At 30.3% G+C, this 21275-nt stretch carries 16 protein-coding genes; 15 read left to right on the forward strand and 1 reads right to left on the reverse strand.

What is annotated here, in order from left to right; translation table 11 throughout:
- Positions 1-74: 74 nt before the first annotated feature.
- Entirely contained in the window at positions 75-1535 is a 1461-nt protein-coding gene (locus tag CLMAG_RS03730) for an aminotransferase class I/II-fold pyridoxal phosphate-dependent enzyme (RefSeq protein ID WP_066618101.1), read from the reverse strand.
- A gap of 230 nt (positions 1536-1765) precedes the next feature.
- Here CLMAG_RS03730 and CLMAG_RS03735 point away from each other — a divergent pair, with 230 nt between their 5' ends.
- From CLMAG_RS03735 to CLMAG_RS03805, 15 genes are all read left to right on the forward strand, one after another.
- Positions 1766-2344: a 50S ribosomal protein L25 gene (locus tag CLMAG_RS03735; RefSeq protein WP_066618103.1), complete on the forward strand. Its 579-nt coding sequence runs from the start codon at positions 1766-1768 to the stop codon at positions 2342-2344.
- A gap of 285 nt (positions 2345-2629) precedes the next feature.
- Positions 2630-4363 (forward strand): phospho-sugar mutase, encoded by a 1734-nt coding sequence (locus CLMAG_RS03740; RefSeq protein WP_066618104.1) that lies wholly within the window; start codon positions 2630-2632, stop codon positions 4361-4363.
- A gap of 180 nt (positions 4364-4543) precedes the next feature.
- Positions 4544-5620, forward strand: a complete 1077-nt coding sequence (locus CLMAG_RS03745) for a tetratricopeptide repeat protein (protein ID WP_066620350.1) — start codon at positions 4544-4546, stop codon at positions 5618-5620.
- Between the two features lie 140 nt (positions 5621-5760).
- Entirely contained in the window at positions 5761-6705 is a 945-nt protein-coding gene (gene galU, locus CLMAG_RS03750; RefSeq protein ID WP_066618105.1) for a UTP--glucose-1-phosphate uridylyltransferase GalU, read from the forward strand.
- A gap of 193 nt (positions 6706-6898) precedes the next feature.
- On the forward strand, positions 6899-8737 hold the full coding sequence (locus CLMAG_RS03755) for a polysaccharide biosynthesis protein (protein ID WP_066618106.1): 1839 nt from the start codon (positions 6899-6901) through the stop codon (positions 8735-8737).
- Between the two features lie 35 nt (positions 8738-8772).
- Positions 8773-9951 carry a glycosyltransferase family 4 protein gene (locus CLMAG_RS03760; protein ID WP_066618108.1) on the forward strand — a complete coding sequence of 393 codons (1179 nt, stop codon included), beginning with the start codon at positions 8773-8775 and terminating at the stop codon, positions 9949-9951.
- 107 nt (positions 9952-10058) lie between these two features.
- A complete protein-coding gene (locus tag CLMAG_RS03765) occupies positions 10059-11171 on the forward strand; it encodes a glycosyltransferase (protein WP_066618109.1) in 1113 nt (370 codons plus the stop codon).
- 25 nt (positions 11172-11196) lie between these two features.
- Positions 11197-12207, forward strand: a complete 1011-nt coding sequence (locus CLMAG_RS03770) for a glycosyltransferase family 2 protein (RefSeq protein ID WP_066618110.1) — start codon at positions 11197-11199, stop codon at positions 12205-12207.
- A gap of 19 nt (positions 12208-12226) precedes the next feature.
- Positions 12227-13600 (forward strand): O-antigen polymerase, encoded by a 1374-nt coding sequence (locus tag CLMAG_RS03775; protein WP_066618112.1) that lies wholly within the window; start codon positions 12227-12229, stop codon positions 13598-13600.
- Between the two features lie 75 nt (positions 13601-13675).
- Entirely contained in the window at positions 13676-14686 is a 1011-nt protein-coding gene (locus CLMAG_RS03780; RefSeq protein WP_066618113.1) for an acyltransferase family protein, read from the forward strand.
- Positions 14687-14702: 16 nt separating this feature from the next.
- A complete protein-coding gene (murJ, locus tag CLMAG_RS03785) occupies positions 14703-16244 on the forward strand; it encodes a murein biosynthesis integral membrane protein MurJ (protein ID WP_066618114.1) in 1542 nt (513 codons plus the stop codon).
- Between the two features lie 28 nt (positions 16245-16272).
- Positions 16273-17475 (forward strand): sugar ABC transporter substrate-binding protein, encoded by a 1203-nt coding sequence (locus CLMAG_RS03790; protein ID WP_066618116.1) that lies wholly within the window; start codon positions 16273-16275, stop codon positions 17473-17475.
- Positions 17476-17883: 408 nt separating this feature from the next.
- Positions 17884-19200: a nucleotide sugar dehydrogenase gene (locus CLMAG_RS03795; protein WP_066618117.1), complete on the forward strand. Its 1317-nt coding sequence runs from the start codon at positions 17884-17886 to the stop codon at positions 19198-19200.
- A 57-nt stretch (positions 19201-19257) separates the two neighbouring features.
- Entirely contained in the window at positions 19258-20364 is a 1107-nt protein-coding gene (locus tag CLMAG_RS03800; protein ID WP_066618118.1) for a Gfo/Idh/MocA family protein, read from the forward strand.
- Between the two features lie 21 nt (positions 20365-20385).
- Positions 20386-21132, forward strand: coding sequence for an N-acetyltransferase (locus CLMAG_RS03805; RefSeq protein ID WP_066618120.1), 747 nt, complete (start codon positions 20386-20388; stop codon positions 21130-21132).
- Positions 21133-21275: the final 143 nt, after the last annotated feature.

A 21275-nucleotide genomic window follows, 5' to 3' on the forward strand; every position in this document is an offset into this window, starting at 1 on the left:
TAAATAAATAAAAAGTAAGAAAAAGCAAATTTAAAAAATAGCTTTCTCTTACTTCTTTAATTTGAGCATAAAGTTTACTTTACAACTTTAATATATTCAACTTCTGGATCTTCTGTTCCTTGAACATATAATCCAGTATCCTTTAATCTCTGCACATAATCAATTATTTCTTGAGTGATTTCCTCGCCTGGACATAGTATAGGAATTCCTGGTGGATAAGCCATTAAGAATTCTCCGCTTACCATACCTATACTTTCTTTTAATGGTATAGAAGTTTTGGAACTATTAAATGCTTCTCGTGGTATTTTAATTTGTGGTGGTATACTAGGTATATCTATAAAGTCAGACTTTTTATTTCCTTTTCCATAATAGTCTTTACTTATTTCTTTTAAAGCATTTATTAGTGAATCAATGCTTTGTCTAGTATCACCAAAGGATCCTACGGCTAAAACATTATACAAGTCGGAAAGTTCAACTTGTATATAATACTTATTTGACAATATCATATCTAAGTCATAACCTGTTATACCTAAATCTCTACAAGTTATAGTTATTTTAGTCGGATCAAGAGCGTAAACACCATCATTACCTAAGATTTCCTTGCCAAAACAATAGAATCCAGGAATTTTATTTATCTCATTTCTAGCATAGTTTGATAGTTCTATGGTTTTATCTAAAAGTTCTGCACCATTAAGAGCAATTTGTCTTCTTGCACAATCTAATGAAGCCATTAGTATATATGAAGGAGATGTTGTTTGAAGCAATGATAAAATTTGTTGAACTCTGTTTATATCAACTCGCTCTGAGCGAACTTGTAGTAAAGAACATTGAGTTAAGGCTCCAATAATTTTATGAGTGCTTTGTGCACAAATATCAGCTCCTGCTTGCATCGCTGATAGTGGTAATTTATCATTAAAACCAAGGTGTGGTCCGTGAGCCTCATCTACAATCAATGGAATATCATAGCTATGAACCATATCTGCTATTTTCTTTATATCTGTAGCTACCCCATAATAGGTAGGATTTATAATTAAAACTGCTTTTGCATCAGGATTTTCCTTTAAAGTCTTTTCAACAGTTTCTGGTGTAACGCCATGAGCTATACCAACTTTTTTATCAAGTTCAGGTTGCATATAAACAGGGATTGCGCCACTTAATATAATTCCGGCAGTAATAGATTTATGAACATTTCTTGGAATTATTATTTTATCTCCAGCAGAAACTACAGACATTATCATAGCCTGTATTGCACCTGAAGTCCCGTGAATTGAAAAGAAAGAAGCATCTGAACCATAAGCATCAGCAGCTAGCTTTTGGGCTTTTTTTATTGGACCTGTAGGATGATGAAGACTATCTACTGATTTAAAAACTGTAACATCAATCTTAAATGGATTTTGACCAATAAAGTTTTTAAACTCCTCATCTATACCTTCACCTTTTTTATGGCCAGGAACGTGAAAAGGAATTGTTTCTCTATTTACATACTCCATTAATGCGTCAAATAAGGGAGTTTCATTTTGATCTAATTTATACACCTTGATAAAGCACCTTCTTTCACAAAAATACACCCTCTAAAGCCTTATGGCTGAAGGGTTGGCCTAGGTTTTCTTTTGGACCAATATAATTATATGTTAAATGTATTGTAAATGCAACAATATGAATTAATTTTATAAAATAAATATTTTTATTATTAAAAGCATGAATAATGTAGCAAACTTTGTAAATAATGAATAGTATGATGAAGTGAAACTAGGAGGAATTTTATATGGAAAGTATTATATTACATAAAAGAATTAAGAAAACATCACATGAGGCTAAAAAAGAAAGAAGAAAAGGATTAATACCAGGAATTATTTATGGAAAGAATATAAATAACATGATGTTTGAAATTGGCGAATTAGAACTAAATAAAGAAATAACTAGAAGTGGTGAACATGGAGTACTAAGTGTAAACTTAGATGGAGAAAGTCATAAGGCTTTAATAAAGGAAATTCAAAGAGATCCTGTGCACCATAAGATTACACATATAGATTTAGCAGAGTTACCTGAAAATACAGTTGTTCAAACAGAAGTTCCAATAGTTTTCAATGGTGAAGATTTAATAATGAAAAAAGGAGGAGCTGTACAAAAAGAAAAATCAAATGTTAAGGTTCAATGCAAAGGTGAAAGTATTCCTAAATTTATAAATGTAGATCTTTCAAAATTAGATATAGGTGATTCATATAGAATTGGTGACATAGAAATGGCTGGAGATATATCTATTATAGAAGATTTTAATTCTATAATAGCATCAGTGACTATGAATAAAAAGCCATCAGATATTGAAGTGGAAACTGAGGAATAAAGAAAAATATAAGTCATATCGGGATGCTATGCTAGAAGATTGTTAGAGTAATATGAAAAAAATGTCAAAAGGATAAACAATAAATTATTCTTTTGACATTTTGCTTTTAAGCAGGAAGCTAAAAACATGCTGCGGTGCCAATTTTTCAATAATTAAATAAAGAATTAGATTTTATTTTAAATAAATATACTTTATAATTGTTTTTATTTTACAATTTATAGTATAATAGTTAATACTAAATGTTATATTATAAATATCAATTATTACATGATAGGGAGGTTCAAGATGTTATATAAGGAAAGTTATGAGTCATGGATAAATTCGGATTTTTTAAACAATGTTGAAAAAGAGGAATTAAGAAACATACAAGATGAGAAAGAAATTGAGGATAGATTTTATAAGGATCTAGAGTTTGGAACAGGTGGACTTAGAGGAGTAATTGGATTAGGAACTAATAGAATGAATATATATACTGTTGGAAAGGCTACGCAGGGATTGGCAGAGTATTTAATAGAAAAATACGAAAAAAATATTTCTGTTAGCATAGCCTATGACTCAAGAATAATGTCAAAGGAGTTTGCTGAAGCTGCGGCAACTTGCTTATGTGCTAATGGTATAAAGGTATATTTATTTGAGGATTTGAGACCAACTCCTATGCTTTCTTATACTGTAAGACATTTGAAGAGTAAAGCAGGTATTGTAGTAACTGCATCCCATAATCCAAAGCAATATAATGGATATAAGGTATATGGAGAAGATGGTGGACAAGTAACTGATAAGGCCGCAAAAGAAATAATCTCATATGTACAAGGAATTAGTGATTTTTCAGAAGTGAGAACAATGAATGTTAATGAAGCTAAGGAAAAAGGTCTATTATATATAATAGGAGAAGATATTGATAAAGCTTATATTGAAAAAGTTAAGGGATTAACAATAAGAAAAGATTTATTAGATAAATATGCAGAAGATTTAAAAATAATTTATACTCCGATACATGGAACTGGAAATATTCCTATAAGAAGAGTCCTTAAGGAATTGGGATATAAAAATGTAACTATAGTAAAGGAACAAGAAAAACCAGATGGACAATTTCCAACAGCTGCATATCCAAATCCAGAAGAGCCTAAGGTTTTCAATATAGCATTAGACATGGCAAAAGATATACAGCCTGATATAATATTTGGAACAGATCCTGATTGTGACAGAATAGGGGTAGTAGTTAAAGACAGTACTGGAGAGTATAAAGTGCTCACAGGAAATCAAACAGGGGCGCTTTTAACTCACTACATAGTATCATCCTTAAAAGAGTTAAATGCTTTACCATCAAATGGTACGGTAATTAAAACAATAGTAACTACAGAAATGGCTGCAGATATAGCTAATGAGTATGATATAGAGATTATAGATGTATTAACTGGTTTTAAGTATATAGGGGAAAAGATAAAAGAATTTGAGGAAAAGAAAAATAAACAGTATTTATTTGGTTTTGAAGAGAGTTACGGATATCTTGGAGGAGATTTTGTAAGAGATAAAGATGCAGTTATTGCAGCAATGTTTATATGTGAAATGACCCTCTATTATAAGAAAAAAGGTATGAGCTTGTATGAAGCTTTGATGAATCTTTATGAAAAGTATGGATTTTATAAGGAAAAGTTGATTTCTATGGAGCTTAATGGAAAAGAGGGGCAAGAAAAAATTGAAAAGGCTCTTCAATATTTAAGACATTCTATGAGTCGCAGTGTTGGGGATATAAAAATAGTTAAAAAAATGGATTATAAGTCAAGTGTAGAGAAGGATCTTGTAAATATAAAGGAAAATGTAATAGACTTACCTAAATCTAATGTATTAAAATTTGTTTTAGAAGATAATTCATGGTTTGTAGTAAGACCTTCTGGTACTGAACCAAAAATGAAAATTTATTTATCAACTACTGGAACTAGTTTAGATGATGCAGAAGAAAAAATAAAGATATTTGAAAAAAGAGTTATGAATATTATAGATGAAGCTTGTAATTGTTAGTTTTTAACAGTATAATTACTTAAAACAGGGTGCTAACTATAGATAAAGAATCTTAGCTACCCTGTTTTTTTGCAGTATACCATGACGAATAATATTAGTGGAGATTTGATATTGAGCATAGTTTGTAGTAAAATTCATAGTATTAAAATTAATAAATACTTTAAAGTGGGTGTTAGATTTATGGATATAAAATCACGTTTTGCAGAGGAATTAAATAAGTTACTCTTTTTAGAAGTAAAGAAGGAAAATATTAAAAAGTTATTTAGTACAGAAGTTTTAGAGGATATATATATACCTGTGAAGTCTTTAAATATTATAGATAATATTAAAGAACAAAAAAATATGGAACAAATTCCGATGAGTTTTTTTATAGAAGGTATGTTTTATGTTATGGGAGCAGATAAAGATTTTAAATTTAATAATGAATATAAAAAGATACTTTCTAACATAGAGGATAGTATTATATTTGTAAAAAGTAAAATTGCTAAAAATGTGAAAGAAGGAAAGCTTCAAGAAGCATTTATTTTACTGAAAGGATTAATACAAATAGATGATGATATTGAAGTTTATGATAAAGCAATAACTATTGCAGAGGAATTAAGGTCTAAAGATAAGTCTTTTAAAGATGAAGAACTAGAAATAATGGGGAGTGCTAAGCTTAAAGATAATTATGCTCTACCTTATTTTTATGAAGCTATCATTAGAAGAGAAGAAGGAGACTATGAAAAAGCACTATTTTGTATAAATAATTATATCTCTAGGGGAGGAGAACAGACCCTAGAGATTACAGAATTTAAGGAATCATTAAAATCAATAATAGAATATGAAAAGGCAAAAGAATTATTGTATGATGAACCTAATGAAGCCTTAAAAATATTAATTCCTTTGCTTGATCAATTCGCAGATGATGCTGCTATGTATTATTATATAGCTGTTGCTTATAGAATATTGGAAAATCATGAAAAAGCTATATATTATTTAAATGAAGCTTTGAGTATAGATAGTGATATTATAGAAGTAGTAAATGAATTAGGTATTAATTATGCTTCACTTAATGATTATGAAAAAGCTATAGCATACTTTAGAAAAGCCTTCGAGGTTACAAAGTCTATAGAGATATGTACTAATATTATTATGTGCTATTTAAATTCAGGAGATATTAAAAATGCAAAAAATCACTTGGATATTGCAAAAAAATTAGATGCAAATGATGAAATAGTACTGCAGCTAGATGGTATAATTAATAATATAAAGTAACTTAATCTGTTAGTTCTTAGTATAGAAATTTTATAAAAGTATATTATATATAATGGTACTTTAGTAAATAAGAGTAATACTGGTTAATTGAGTAAGATGAAGTGCTTATTTACCATAGTGATGAAAGGGGAGTTTTATTAATGAAAGTTAAAAAAGCCATAATACCTGCTGCAGGACTAGGAACTAGATTTTTGCCTGCAACTAAAGCTCAACCAAAAGAAATGCTGCCTATAGTTGATAAACCAACAATACAATATATTATAGAGGAAGCTGTTGCCTCTGGGATAGAAGAGATACTAATTATAACTGGAAGAAATAAAAGGGCTATAGAAGATCACTTTGATAAATCAGTTGAACTTGAGAACGAGTTAGAGAGTCATGGAAAAGAAGAATTATTAAGTTTAGTTAAGGATATATCTAATATGGCAGATATCTATTACATTAGACAAAAAGAGCCTAGAGGCCTTGGACACGCTATAAGTTGCGCAAAAACCTTTGTAGGAAATGAGCCATTCGCAGTAATGCTTGGTGATGATGTAGTTGATAGTAAGATTCCTTGTTTAAAACAACTTATAGATTGCTATAACGAATATAAGACTTCGATTATAGGTGTTCAAGAAGTACCAAAGGATCAAGTGTATAAGTACGGCATAGTCAAAGGTATGTACATAGAAGATAGAGTTTACAAAGTAAAAGATTTAATAGAAAAGCCCAAAGTAGAAGAAGCTCCATCAAATATGGCTATATTAGGAAGATACATAATAACTCCTGCTATATTCGAAATACTTAGTAATACTACACCAGGAAAAGGTGGGGAGATTCAACTTACAGATGCGTTAAGGTCCTTAATAGGTAGTGAAGCAATGTATGCTTATAATTTCCAAGGCAGAAGATTTGATGTAGGTGATAAATTAGGTTTTCTTCAGGCTACAGTAGAGTATGCATTAAAAAGAGAAGATCTTAAAAAGCCTTTTCTAGAATATCTACTAAGTTTAAAAGATACAGAGTTGTTTAAGGATGTTCATAAGAATACTAATAATGATAAGGTGAAAAATGTACCGGTAGAAGAACTTACCGTAAAATAGTATATGAGAAACTTCTTACAAAAAATAAAAAGGTGCAAGAATTGTAGCCTTTTTATTTTTATGTAAATTACGATTATAGGATATGTAAGCCTTTATTAGAAAAAATGTATTGAATAATTTTTTCTATGAGGTAAAATAGAAAAAGAGAGTTTTCAATAAAAGCTTTTATAATAATATTCAAGGAAGTGTTGATATGCAGAAGGATAAACAGCTAATAATATATGATATTGCTTTTCTTATAGTTTCATTATATTTTTCTTTTTTATTAAGATTTGAGTTCAACATACCACAGGAATATATGATGCTTTTAAAACTATCAATAATCCCTGTGGTTATCATAAATTTAGTATGCAACAGATTCTTCAATTTATATAGCAGTATATGGAAATATGCATCTGTTGAAGAGTTGATGTCTGTTATATACTCTATATCATTGTCTAATATTATATTTATAATTTACAGTTACTTTGTTTATTATAAATTTTTGGAGAATAAACTTTATAGATTTCCTTTTTCCGTTCATATAATTTTTTGGATTTTATCAGTACTTGCGCTAGGTGCAGTGAGATTTATGTGGAGGGTTGCTCAAGACAATAATTTAGGCAAAGATAGCATAGATGTTAAGAAGAAACTTCTTATTATTGGAGCTGGAGATGCATCTGCTTTATTGATAAAAGAAATAAAGAGACATAAAAGTTTTAATTATAGTATAGTAGGACTTATAGATGATGATCCCTCAAAACAGGGAAGATTAATAAATGGAATAGAAGTAATTGGTGGAAGAGACAGAATAGTTGAGGTATGTAAAGAGAGAAACGTAGAAGAGATAATATTAGCAATTCCTTCTGCTGATCTTGAAATTAAAAGAGAGATTATAAACATATGTAGAGATACAAATTGCAAGCTAAAAACTCTTCCAGGGATATATGAAATAATTGATGGTGAAGTAAGCATTTCTAAGTTAAGAGATGTAAATATAGAAGATTTACTTGGAAGAGAAGAGGTAACTCTTAACAACGAGAATATAAATAAATATATAAAAGATAGAACAATACTTGTAACAGGTGGAGGAGGGTCCATAGGTTCAGAATTGTGCAGACAAATATCTAAATTTAAACCGGCAAAATTATTGATACTAGATATATATGAAAATAATGTCTACGACGTGCAGATGGAGTTAAATCGTACTCATCCTGAATTAAATAAAGAAGTTATAATAGCGTCTATAAGAGAAGTAGAACGTCTAAGGGAAATATTTGAACAGTATAAACCAGATGTGGTTTTTCATGCAGCAGCTCATAAACATGTTCCATTAATGGAGAGTAATCCGGTAGAAGCAATAAAAAATAATATAATTGGAACATATAATTTATTAAAATGTGCACAGGAATATAAGGTTAAGAAGTTTGTTCAAATAAGTACAGATAAGGCAGTTAACCCAACAAATATAATGGGAGCTACTAAGCGATTTTGCGAAATCATGGTTCAAGCCTTTGATAAGGTCAGCACTACAGAATATGTAGCGGTGAGATTTGGAAATGTTTTAGGCAGTAATGGATCAGTTATTCCTCTGTTTAAAAAGCAGATAGCAGAAGGAGGTCCGGTTACAGTTACGCATCCCGAAATAAACAGATTTTTTATGACTATACCAGAGGCGGCTCAATTAGTTATTCAAGCAGGTTCTATAGCTAAAGGTGGAGAAATATTTGTACTTGATATGGGGAAACCTGTTAAAATAGTAGATTTAGCAAGAGATTTGATAACATTATCTGGATATAAACCGGATGTGGAGATAAAAATAGAATACACAGGTCTTAGACCAGGAGAAAAACTATATGAAGAGCTTTTAATGGATGAGGTGGCATTGACATCTACGGAGCATGATAAGATATTTGTGGAAAAACCTAATAATATTGATCTAGAATTTGTGGAAAAATCTATAGAGCAGTTTAAAAAGGCAGCTTCTATGGATAAAGAAGATATATTTAAACTTGTTGAAGAAAAGGTGCCAACGTATAAGAGAAAAAAGTAGTTAACTCTAAAAATAGCAAAAGGATGAATAAATTAATGAGAAATGTACTAGTTATATCACATATGTATCCATCATCGGCTAATGGTGTCTTGGGCATATTTGTTCATAAACAAGTTCAAAAGTTAATAGAAGAGGGATGTAAGGTTAAGGTCATATGTCCTGTACCTTATGTTCCTAGTTTTTTAGGCTTAAGCGATAAACTAAAAGCATATATTCAAATTCCTAAAAGTGCAGTAATTGATGGTGTTGAAGTTTTTTATCCAAGATACATAGAATTCCCGAGGGGATTTTTTCTTGAATACTCTGGATTTTTTATGTATTTAGGAATAAAAAAGATAATAAAAAAAATATATAGAAATTTTAAATTTGAAATAATACACGCACACACAGCAATTCCAGTTGGATTTTCAGCAATGTTATTAAGTGATAATTATGGGTGTCCTTTTGTAGTAACTATACATGGGCAAGATTTTCAATACACTATAAATAAAAATGATAAGTGTAGAAAAAATGTATATCGTGTATTAGAGAAGTCTAATAGTGTAATAACTGTAAGTACTAAGCTTAAAAATGTTATTAAAGAGAACAAGATAAGAGAGAAAATTACTGTAATAAATAATGGGATTAATCCGGAAGAGTACGGAAGTATTGAACTTACAAAAAGCGAAAAGGATTATGTTATATTAAGTGTATCTTCATTAATAAAAACAAAAGGCATTGATTTAAATATTAGAGCTGTATCAATATTGGTAAAAAAGTATCCTAATATGAAGTATTATATTGCTGGTGATGGTGAAGAAGTAAAAAATCTAAAAAAACTTGCAAGTGATTTGTCATTGACTGAGAATGTTGTTTTCTTAGGTAGATTGCCTCATGTAGAAGCAATAAAATTTATGGGTAAGTGTGATATTTTTAGTTTACCAAGTTGGCAAGAAGGCTTTGGAATAGTGTATATTGAAGCTATGAATAACGGAGTACCGGTAATAGGGGTAAAGGGTCAAGGAATAGAAGATGTTATTATAGATAAAGAAAATGGATTCTTAGTAGAACCACATAGTGTTGAAGATTTAGTTGGAACCATAGAATACATATTAAATAATGAAGAAGAGGCCAGGAGAATTGGTGAGGAAGGAAGAAAGACCGTTCTTAGCGAATACACTTGGAGGAGAAATGCACAAAAGACTATTGATATATATAACTCTATTATTGAGTAAGGCTAAGATCAAGTGAAGTTTGAATAGGTGAAATATCATATTAACAGGTGCTGAATAAGGTACATATAATAATTAACTTTAACATGGATTTATGAGGTGAGGAAATTTTGAATATAGCAATGATTTTAACTAATGGATTTGATCCAGATCCACGAGTATATAAAGAGGCGAAGTCCTTAACTAAACTAGGTCATAGTGTAACTATTTTGTGTTGGGATAGAGCGGGAGAATATGTAGATAAACCTACAGAGATTATAGACGGGATAAATATAGTTAGATTTTTTGGAAATACTAAATATGGAAGTGGATATAAGCAGGCTTTTAAGTTTTTTGATTTTAAGGATGATATTTACAATTACATAAAAGATAAGAATTTTGATGCAATACATTGTCACGATTTTGATGGATTATTTATAGGCTATGCTGTTAATAAAAAATTAAAGTTAAAGTTAGTTTATGACGAACATGATTTGTTTAATCTGTATTTTTATGACAGACCAGGTGCTATAAATAAACTTATTAGTAGTTTTATTGTGATTAGAGAAAAGCAGATGTTGAAAGCAGTGGATACACATATAGTAGTAACTCCTAAAATGGCAGAGCTTTATGAGAAAATTAGTAAAAAAGTAGTTGTAGTAAACAATGCACCATATAAGGATCTATTTAAAAACATAGAAAAAACTGAGAGCAACAAACTAAGAATAGGATTTATCGGCTCTGTTAGATATTATGATGAAATGAAAATTTTAATAGATATCTGTCAAAAGTATAAGGATGATGTTGAAGTTATAATATGCGGCAGAGGAATACATTCAGATAAATTAGCTGAGTACTCAAAAAAATTGTCAAATGTTAAGATAAAGGGTGCTTACAACATAAAACAATTAGAGGAACTATATAGAAATATTGATGTTACATATGCTTTTTACCCGGGAAATACTGCGACTATTTCTATGCCTAATAAGTTTTATGAAAGTGTTATTACAGAGACACCTATAATTGCCAATAGAGATACAGAGTTTGGATATGAGGTGCACAAAAACAAGTTAGGATACGGTATAACAGAAAAAAATCTATCTGAAGAGCTTGGAAAAGCTATAGATAAGTTAGTTAAGGATAAGAATGAAAAGAAAAATATTGTGGAAAATATGAGAAACTTTAAAGAAAATTGTTTTTGGGAATCTAATGAAGGTAAGCTAAAAAATATATACGATAGGTAGTTATATTTTTTAAAGGGAGATAAATATGGGTTATAATAATACAGTTTCAATAATAATACCAGTCTATAATGAAGAAAAATATATAGAAACTTGTTTAAATTCTATACTTAAGCAAAATTACGAAAATATTATTGAGATTTTAATATTTGATGGTATGTCAAGTGATAACACAAGAAATTTAATCAATGCTTTTGAGGATAAAAGAATAGTTTTAATCGATAATGAGAAAAGAATACAATCAGCGGGCTTAAATGCGGGGATCAAAATGGCAAAAGGAGACATAATAGTAAGAATTGATGCTCATGCCATTTATGACGAAAATTATGTAAAAGAATGTGTCTGTACTTTGAATAAATTAAAGAGCGAAAATGTTGTTAATGTTGGAGGGCCAACTTATTTAGTTACATCAGGAAACTATGTAGAAGATTGTATAGTTTTTCTACATGAGAGTAAGTTTGGAATAGGAGTAGCTAAGTTTAGGCAGAAAGACTATGAGGGCTATGTAGATACAGTATGGAATGGTGCTTTCTGGAGGTGGGTATTTGACAAAGTAGGCTTCTATAATGAGGAATTAAAAAGAAGTGAAGACAATGACATGAATAATAGGATTGGTAAAGCTGGATATAAAATATATCAAAATAAAGATGCTATTGCCTATTATAAACCAAGAGTTAGTATAAAAAAAGTATTAAATCAAAATTTGCAAAATGGTAAAGAAATAGGGACTTCTTTACTTACTAATAGAGAAATTATAAGGATTAGACATCTAGTACCGGCAGCTTTTTTTGCATCAATAATATTCTTTGGAGTTATGTGTAATTATTTTTATTTGGGGACAATAATGGAGATAATGGTTCTAGGCAGTTATTTTCTTATAGATTTAACAGAATCTCTTAGGATAGGATTTAAAAATGGAATAAAATATGTACCATTGATGTTTATTTTATTCTTTTTATTACATGTATATTATGGAGCAGGAACTTTTATTGGTTTTTTTGAGCAACTATTAAAGTCAAATAAAGGACAGCGTAACTAGGAGAGGTTGGATAAGTAGCATGAAAAATTATTTGGAGAAACTGCTAAGTATTTTCAGCAGTGATAGAAAACAAAATAAACTTGTAATAATGGCTTTCTATATTCTATTTGTAGCAATATTGTGTGGAGGTTATTTAGTAGCATCGAAGCCGTATCTATCTTTTAATTTTTTCGTTAATCCAAAAGAACTTATAAGGGCCATGAAGGTTTTACCAGCACTTGCTTGTATAATAGCAGCATGTATATTTTTTATTCCAGATAAAATTGAAGGAGTTGCTCACTTATATTGGTTTTTATTTACATTACTAAGTGCAATTCCAATTATAGTGGTTTATATATTTAGTGGTGTTGCTGATAATAAAAATGTAATAGTATATATATATACTATTGAAACATTATGTATATTAGGCATGTATTTATTGTCAAAATTTAATATAAAATTTCCAAGTTTCAATCTTAGGAAGAGAGTATTTTGGATATTTATTCTTATATTTGTAGTTGGAGCATATGGTTATTTGTTTAAGACTTTAGGATTACCTAAGGATATTAAACTAGCTTTTACAGATGTGTATTCTGTGCGATTACACTATAGAGAAGTTGGTGGAAGATTTGTTGACTACTTTGTCCAATGGATGGGAAATGTAGTTAACCCATTTATCTTAACTTATTGTATATATAAGAAAAAGTATAAGTTAGCGCCTATACCTATAGTTTTAGAACTTATACTATATATGTTCACTGCATACAAAAGTTTATTCCTTACACTTATTTTAGCACCTTTTTTTGGTCTTATATTAGACAAAGGAATAAATAGGGGCTTTATACAGAAGGTTATAGTGGCATTTACAGGTTTAGCCCTTATAGATGGATTCATATCAATGGTAAGGCAGTTTTCTTTGGTTAATTCTGGAGTATTGAAATCAATACTTGAACATTATCCGAGTTATTACACTTTATATCTACCAACAGTTGTAAGAATGTTTGAATGGCCATCTTTAATCGCTTTAGAGTATTATGACTTCTTCTGGATGTATCCCAAAGTAAATCTGTCACATAGTATACTTGGTCGCTTTTTTAGTAATGTATATAAGATGGAGCCATCACTTTACTTAGGTGCACTGTATTATGGAAAACCAGAGATGAGATTAAATGTAACCTGGTATGGTGATGCTTACATGAATTTTGGTATTATAGGTATGATAGTCTTTGCCTTAATGCTTTACTTTATATTATTTGTTGTAAAGTATGTAGAAAAGAAAAATGTATGTCTTGTGTCCTCGCTGCTTTTTGGTGGAATAATGGCATTATTTAACGGACCACTATTAACAACTATGCTTACCAGTGGACTGGGAATAGGATTATTTTTAGCCTACTTACTACCTGAGGAGATATAACATATTAAGTTTTGGGGATTAACTTATTAATAAGTTTCCCTTTTTTACTATATAGGAAGTTTAGGAGTGAATATAATGAAGAAGTATTACAAGGATATGGACATAGCTAGAGGAATAGGAATTTTTTTAGTGGTATTAGGACATTCCTTTCCAGACGATAAGTTTAACAATAATCCTCTTTATGCATATATATATAAGTTTATTTATTCTTTCCATATGCCTTTATTCTTTATAGTATCAGGATTTTTTGCTTATAAAATATATAATATATTAAATCTATCTCAATACAAAAAGTTTATAGAGGGCAAATTTAAAAGGCTAATGGTACCTTATTTGGCAATATCCTTAATTGCAATTCCCATTAAATTATATATGAACATATATGCAGCAAGACCTATAGACTTAAATGGATTGATTGTTGATGTATTGTTATATCCTGCAGGCAACGGTACAATATATCACACTGGCACGCCTATACAATACTTTTGGTTTATATATACACTATTTTTTATTTTTGCAGTTATGCCACTATTAAATAAAATACCTATAAAAGTAGTATTAATTATAACTGCTATTTTAAACGTAATACCTTTAAATAAGATGCCATTATTTTACGCCTGGGGAGTAATTCATTATTTAATTTATATTTATCTGGGAATATACTTCAATAGAATTTATGAAGAATATGAAAAATTTAAATATAAGAAGCTTTTAGTAGTGATTACGCTTATAGCACTGGTACTAATTAACTTGAAAAGTGTATCAGCTCAGTTCTATTATATGTACAGCTTAACTACAGCGTTAATTGGAAGTGTGTTATTTATAAATATTTCCTATTTGATGGCTAATAATAAATTAGGTGAGATATTTAAATACATAGGAGATTACAGTTATGACATATATCTATTTTCTTGGTTTTTTCAAACTGGAACTAGAGTAATACTCTTTCAGATGTTAAAACTAGACTATACATTTGTCACTATAATGATGCTTATTGCAGGAATGCTACCGATTTTGTTATCTGATTTAGTTTTAAAGAAAGTACGGATACTGGATAAGGTTTTATTAGGAAATACAAGAATTTAGAGTTTTGGAGGAAAATATGAGTAAAAAAACACTTGCAAAAGCAGCAGTAATAATAATGGTAGTATCTCTTATAAGTAAAGCAATTGGATTCTTTAGAGATATTTTAATTAGTAGTGCTTTTGGAGCAACTGGTACATCAGATGCGTATACAATATCTTTAACTATACCTAATATTTTATTTGGACTGTTTGGATTAGCTATAACCACTACATTTATTCCTATTTTAACTGAAACATACAGTCAATGTGGAAAAGAAAAAATGTTTGAATTCGCCAATTCCATAATGAATATTTTGATGATTGTATCTTTAGTACTTTGCTTTTTGGGTTGGATTTTTACACCAGAGGTTGTAAAAATTGCAGCATCTAAATTTACTGGTGAAAAGCATGATTTAACAGTATATTTAACCAAAATAAGCATGATAAATATACTATTTTTAAGTTTAAATAGTGGTTATACAGCAATACTTCAAGCCTTGGATGATTTTATTGCACCTGCTTTAGTTGGTATAGTTGCTAATGCACCAATTATAATATACATACTAATGGGCAACAAATACGGAATTGTAGGATTAACAATTGTAACGATGATAGGCTACGGATGTCAAATATTGATTCAAATGCCTTGGTTAAAGAAGAATGGTTATAAATATAGCTTTAAAATAAATTTTAAAGATGAAAGAATAAAAAAAATGCTTATACTGATAGCTCCAGTTATAATTGGTACAGGAGTTAATCAAATTAATGAGGTAATTCAAAAAAGTTTGGCATCAGGTTTACCAGATGGAAGTATATATGCATTAGATCTATCCAATAAACTAAATCAACTGATTTACTTTACCTTTGCATCAGCTATAGTTACAGTAATTTATCCTTCCCTAACACGGGCGGGAAAATCTGATGGATATGAAAATTTCAAAATGCATATTACCAATGCAGTAAATAATATTAATTTGGTTACTGTACCAGCTTGTGTTGGATTATTAGTTTTAAGAGTACCTATAATAAGTGTAATGTTTATGCGTGGAGCTTTTAATGAAAGAGGAGTTAGAATGACTTCTTTTGCACTTTTATATTTAGTATCTGGTTTAATATTTTGGGGTATAAGAGATGTATTTAATAGGGCCTTTTATGCTATACAAGATACCAAAACTCCTATGATAAATGGAGCCATAGGCGTGGTAGTAAGTGCCATAGCTAGTGTGTTTTTAGTAAAGGCTATGGGCATTGGTGGACTTACTTTGGCAACAACTATATCTGCATTTGTAAGTTGTGTGCTATTAATAATTGATTTGAAGAAAAAAGTTGGTAGCGTAAATGGAATGGAAATGTTTATAACTAGTTCTAAGATAGTTACCGCATCAGGTGTTATGGGAGTAGTTATATATTTTATGAATCATTATTTAAAAGTGTTTTTAGTTGGTACTAAAGGACAATTGATTATAATTATTTTATGTGTAGCTGTGGGAGTAGTGGTATATGTAACTATGCTTTTAGCTCTAAGAGTAAAAGAACTTATGATCATATTTAATTTGATAAAGTCAAAAGTCAAAGGCTAAATATTTTGTAGGAGAAAGGAATTTTTTCATGAAAAAGTATTATAAAGTCATAGCCATAACATTATTAATGGTAATGTTTTTAATAAGCTTTTCAGGGTGTTCGAATTTACAGGGCAAAAATAATGATGAGATAGTAGTTTGGTGCAATCTATCCAATTATGAAGTATTACAAGTAGATGCTGTGGCACAAAAGTGGGCGAAAGAAAATGGAAGGAAAGTCAGAGTTTTATCTGATAAAGGAGACAATAGAGCATTTATAGCTGCTTCAAAAGAAAATATGCAGCCAGATATACAATTTGGGGTTTCTCATGATAAAATGGATAAACTAAATAGTGAAAAACTATTGGCTGAACTTCCTGAGGGATTTCTAGATGAAAGTAAATACATTCCATCTGCTTTAAAAACAGTATCCTTTAATAATAAGTTATATGGTGCGCCTATATCTATAGAAACTTATGCACTATATTATAATAAGGATAAGGTAAAAACTCCTCCAGAAACACTGGAAGAACTGATTGATCAAAGCCAGAAGTTAGGATTTAAATATGATATAAATAATTTTTATTTAAGTTTTCCTTTTGTACAGGTTAATGGAGGATACATATTTAACAATGTCAATGGAAAGTATGATGTCCATGATATAGGATTAAACAATGAAGGCGCCATTAAAGGCTATGCTATGATTCAGGATATGGTTCAAAAATATAAATTAATGCCAGCAAATATCGAAGGTATTAAAGCAAGAAATGATTTTAAAGATGGTAAAATAGCTTTTTACTTTAGTGCATCTTCAGATATAAGTGATATTGATACATCAGATATTAATTATGCTGTAACTAAGCTTCCTACTTATAATGGTAAACAAATGAGTACTTTTGTTTCCTGTAGAGATGCATTTGTAACAAGTAAATCTAAAGACAAAAAAGAAGTTTGGGATTTATTTAAGTATTTATTGGAAGAAACTCCAAAAGGTCTATTTAAAACAGTAGGTAGATTACCTGCTTTAAATCTCGATAATACCATACCAGAAGTAAAAAATAACGACAAAGAAAAAATGTTTGTTAAACAAGCTGAGTATGGTGATTTAATACCTAACGTGGCAGAAATACAGGCATTACAAAGTAGTAATAAGATATATATGCTTCTTACAGCAGGAAAAATATCACCAAAAGAATGTGGTGATAAAATAGAAAACGAAATAAGAGAGTTTATAAGAAAAGAAAAACAGTGAAGTGGAAACTTGAATCAGATGGGGTTTAAAACCCCACCTGATTCTTAGTTGAACGAATCAAGGGACGTACCCGCTCGCAACGTACTATTTGAGAAAAGCAGAGAGCCCAAATCTCTGATTTGGTGCGAATCGCTTTCACAACGTGCGTAGGGAGTATTAGAGCGGGTAGTCATCGGATAAATAATCTAAGCAAGAAAAACAAAGGATGACAAAAAAATTTGGTTATATTATAATAAAAAACGTAAGATTGCGTAAAGCTAGTAGATATAACAAATAATATTTTTATATGAATTTATAAGAAATAATTATATATAACAATTAGTAATTGTTACGCCTATAAAGAATAAAGGAGACGTAATAATTAATAACTATTACGCACTTATAAGGAATACAGGAGGATTAACAAATATGTCAGAATTAAAAGAAGATTTAATATTAAAGCTAAAAAATAAAACAGCTAAACTTGGTGTAGTTGGATTAGGTTATGTAGGACTTCCACTTGCAGTTGAAAAAGCTAAAGCAGGATATGATGTTATAGGATTTGATGTTCAAGATGAAAAGGTAAAAATGGTAAATGAAGGACATAACTATATAGGTGACGTAGTAGATGAAGATTTAAAAGAGCTAGTTAAAGTAGGAAAACTAAGAGCAACTACAGATTTTAGCTTTGTAAATGATGTAGATACGGTATGTATATGTGTTCCTACACCACTTGATTTATATAAACAACCAGATATATCTTATGTTGTAAACTCTACTAAAAGTGTTGCAAAGTACTTACACAGAGGAATGCTTGTAGTACTTGAAAGTACTACTTATCCAGGAACGACTGAAGAAGTGTTAAGACCAATACTTGAAGAAAGCGGATTAAAATGTGGTGTAGATTTCTTCTTAGCATTCTCACCAGAAAGAGTTGACCCAGGTAATAAAGAATTTAAGACTAAAAATACTCCTAAGGTAGTAGGGGGATGTACACCTGAGTGTACTGAAGTTGCAGCCACTCTTTATAGAAATGTTCTTGAGGGAGAAATATATACAGTATCATCACCAGCAGTAGCAGAAATGGAAAAGATACTGGAAAATACTTTTAGAAATATTAACATAGGTTTAGCTAATGAAATGGCTATACTATGTAAAAGAATGGGCATAGACGTTTGGGAAGTAATAGATGCAGCTAAGACAAAGCCTTATGGATTTATGGCATTTTACCCAGGTCCAGGACTTGGTGGACACTGCATACCTCTAGATCCATTTTATTTAGCATGGAAAGCAAGAGAATATGATTATCATACAAGACTTATAGAGATTTCCGGAGAAATAAATGATGTGATGCCTGAATTTGTAGTAGACAATGCTATGAAACTTTTAAATGGGCATAAAAAAGCAATGAATGGCGCTAAAGTACTTCTTTTAGGAGTTGCTTATAAGAAGGATATAGATGATCCAAGAGAATCACCTACTTTAAAAGTAATGGAGCATTTAGAGAAGAATGGCGCAGAACTAATAATTAATGATCCATATATACCAGAGTTCAAACATGCTGGTAAAAAGTATTACACAGTAGACTGGAAAGAAGTAATAGATGATTCTGATATAGTTATTATCACTACAGATCACAGCAACTATGATTATGAAGAAATCGTGTCTAGGGCTAAGATTGTATATGATACAAGAAATGCTACAAAAGATGTGAAGAACAATAGAGAAAAAATTCATAAGCTATAAAAATAAGAAGATAAGCCTTTTAGGCTTATCTTATCACTAAATTTAAGGGGTGTTTTTATGAATAAGTTAAAGTTTGCCATTGTGGGATGCGGAAGAATATCCTATAAGCACGTAGAAGCATTAATTGCTAATAAAAAAGATGCTGTTTTAGTTGCTACTTGTGACATAATTGTAGAAAATGCAGAAGCTAAGAAGCAAGAATATATTGCTAAATTAGGAGAAGAAGCAACTGTTGCAGTATATACAGACTACAAGGACATGCTTAAAAAAGAAGACATAGATGTAATAGCATTAGCTACTGAAAGTGGATATCATCCAGAAATAGCTATATATTGCATGAATAAAAAGAAGCATATTATAGTTGAGAAACCAATGGCTCTATCTATAGAAGATGCTGATAAAATGATAAAATGTGCAAAAGATAATAATGTGAAACTATGCATAAGCCATCAAAATAGATTTAATAAGCCAATCCAACAATTAAGAAGTGCTGTTGAAGAAAATAGATTTGGAAGACTTATAAATGGTACGGCTAGAATACTATGGAACAGAAATATGGGATATTATGAGCAAGCACCATGGAGGGGAACATGGAAACTTGATGGTGGTACTCTAATGAACCAATGTATACATAATATAGATTTACTTCAATGGATGATGGGTGGAGAGATAGATACAGTATATGCTCAATGTGATACATTCATAAGAGACATTGAAGCAGAAGACTTTGGAGCTATAATTATACGTTTTAAGAATGGTGCTATTGGAATAGTAGAGGGAACAGCTTGTGTATATCCTAAAAATTTAGAAGAAACTCTAAGCATATTTGGAGCGCAAGGAACAGTATGCATTGGCGGATTAGCTGTAAATAAAATAGAAACATGGAAATTTGCAGATAATAAAGATGATGAAGCAGAGATATTAAAATCTCAAGAGGGAGATCCAGATAGTGTTTATGGATTTGGACACACGCCTTTATTTGAGGATATGATTGATGCTATAAAAAATGATAGGGAACCTTTAATAAACGGAGAAGAAGGTAAGAAAGGTATGTCTATTATTCTTGCAGCATATAAGTCAAGACTTACTGGAATGCCTGTAAAATTCCCTATGGAGAGTTTTTCAACTATGGAAATGGTAGGGGTAGAAAAGTTAGATAAATAGTTATTGATGGGAGAAATTAATATGGTTGACTGTTATATATGTGAAAATGCTAAAATAGGCAGTAATGTTACTATAGGTAAGTTTGTAGTTATTGAGGATGAGGTAGTTATAGGTGATAACTGTCTTATAGGACATAATGTAGTTATACGTAAGGGAACTAAAATAGGCGATAACGTTAGAATAGATGATAATTCTGTCCTAGGAAAACAACCAATGAGATCCGTAAATAGTATATTTAAGGATGAAAAAGAATTTCCACCAGCAATTATATCTGAAGGCTGCTTAATTGGGGCTGGGGTTATAATTTATTGTGGTTGCGAAATTGGAGAAAAGACACTAGTTGCAGATTTAGCTACTATAAGAGAAAATGTTACAATTGGAAGCAAAACTATTATAGGAAGAGGAGCCGCAATAGAGAATTTCTGTAAGGTTGGTTCTAACTGTAAAGTAGAAACAAATGTATATTTAACAGCTTATTCAGAAGTAGAGGATAATGTGTTTATAGCTCCAGGAGTTGTGACATCTAATGATAATTTTGCTGCACGGTCAAAAGAAAGATATAATCACTTTAAGGGTATTACTGTTAAAAAAGGTGGAAGAATAGGAGCTCAAGCTACAATATTACCAGGAAAGGTAATAAATGAAGATGGATTTGTAGCAGCAGGAAGTGTAGTAACAAAAGATGTGGAACCTGAAACAATAGTCGCTGGAACTCCTGCAAAAAAATTAAGAGCAGTTCCAGAAGATCAGTTGCTTAGAAATCAATGAAGTGGAAACTTGAATTAGATGGAGTGGCAACGACATCTAATTCTTAGTTGAACGAATCCAGGGACGTACCCGCTCTTTACTCGATTTTTGGGAAGAGGGAGTATTAGAGCGGGTAGAAGTTGATTTTAATAAGCATTGAGGAG

The organism is Clostridium magnum DSM 2767 (genome assembly GCF_001623875.1).
Taxonomy (GTDB): Bacteria; Bacillota; Clostridia; order Clostridiales; family Clostridiaceae; genus Clostridium_AM; species Clostridium_AM magnum.

Coding starts and splice junctions, on each gene's coding strand:
- CLMAG_RS03735 (WP_066618103.1), top strand. CDS start 1,766: ATGGAAAGTATTATATTACATAAAAGAATTAAGAAAACATCACATGAG.
- CLMAG_RS03740 (WP_066618104.1), top strand. CDS start 2,630: ATGTTATATAAGGAAAGTTATGAGTCATGGATAAATTCGGATTTTTTA.
- CLMAG_RS03745 (WP_066620350.1), top strand. CDS start 4,544: ATGGATATAAAATCACGTTTTGCAGAGGAATTAAATAAGTTACTCTTT.
- galU (WP_066618105.1), top strand. CDS start 5,761: ATGAAAGTTAAAAAAGCCATAATACCTGCTGCAGGACTAGGAACTAGA.
- CLMAG_RS03755 (WP_066618106.1), top strand. CDS start 6,899: ATGCAGAAGGATAAACAGCTAATAATATATGATATTGCTTTTCTTATA.
- CLMAG_RS03760 (WP_066618108.1), top strand. CDS start 8,773: ATGAGAAATGTACTAGTTATATCACATATGTATCCATCATCGGCTAAT.
- CLMAG_RS03770 (WP_066618110.1), top strand. CDS start 11,197: ATGGGTTATAATAATACAGTTTCAATAATAATACCAGTCTATAATGAA.
- CLMAG_RS03775 (WP_066618112.1), top strand. CDS start 12,227: ATGAAAAATTATTTGGAGAAACTGCTAAGTATTTTCAGCAGTGATAGA.
- CLMAG_RS03780 (WP_066618113.1), top strand. CDS start 13,676: ATGAAGAAGTATTACAAGGATATGGACATAGCTAGAGGAATAGGAATT.
- murJ (WP_066618114.1), top strand. CDS start 14,703: ATGAGTAAAAAAACACTTGCAAAAGCAGCAGTAATAATAATGGTAGTA.
- CLMAG_RS03790 (WP_066618116.1), top strand. CDS start 16,273: ATGAAAAAGTATTATAAAGTCATAGCCATAACATTATTAATGGTAATG.
- CLMAG_RS03795 (WP_066618117.1), top strand. CDS start 17,884: ATGTCAGAATTAAAAGAAGATTTAATATTAAAGCTAAAAAATAAAACA.
- CLMAG_RS03800 (WP_066618118.1), top strand. CDS start 19,258: ATGAATAAGTTAAAGTTTGCCATTGTGGGATGCGGAAGAATATCCTAT.
- CLMAG_RS03805 (WP_066618120.1), top strand. CDS start 20,386: ATGGTTGACTGTTATATATGTGAAAATGCTAAAATAGGCAGTAATGTT.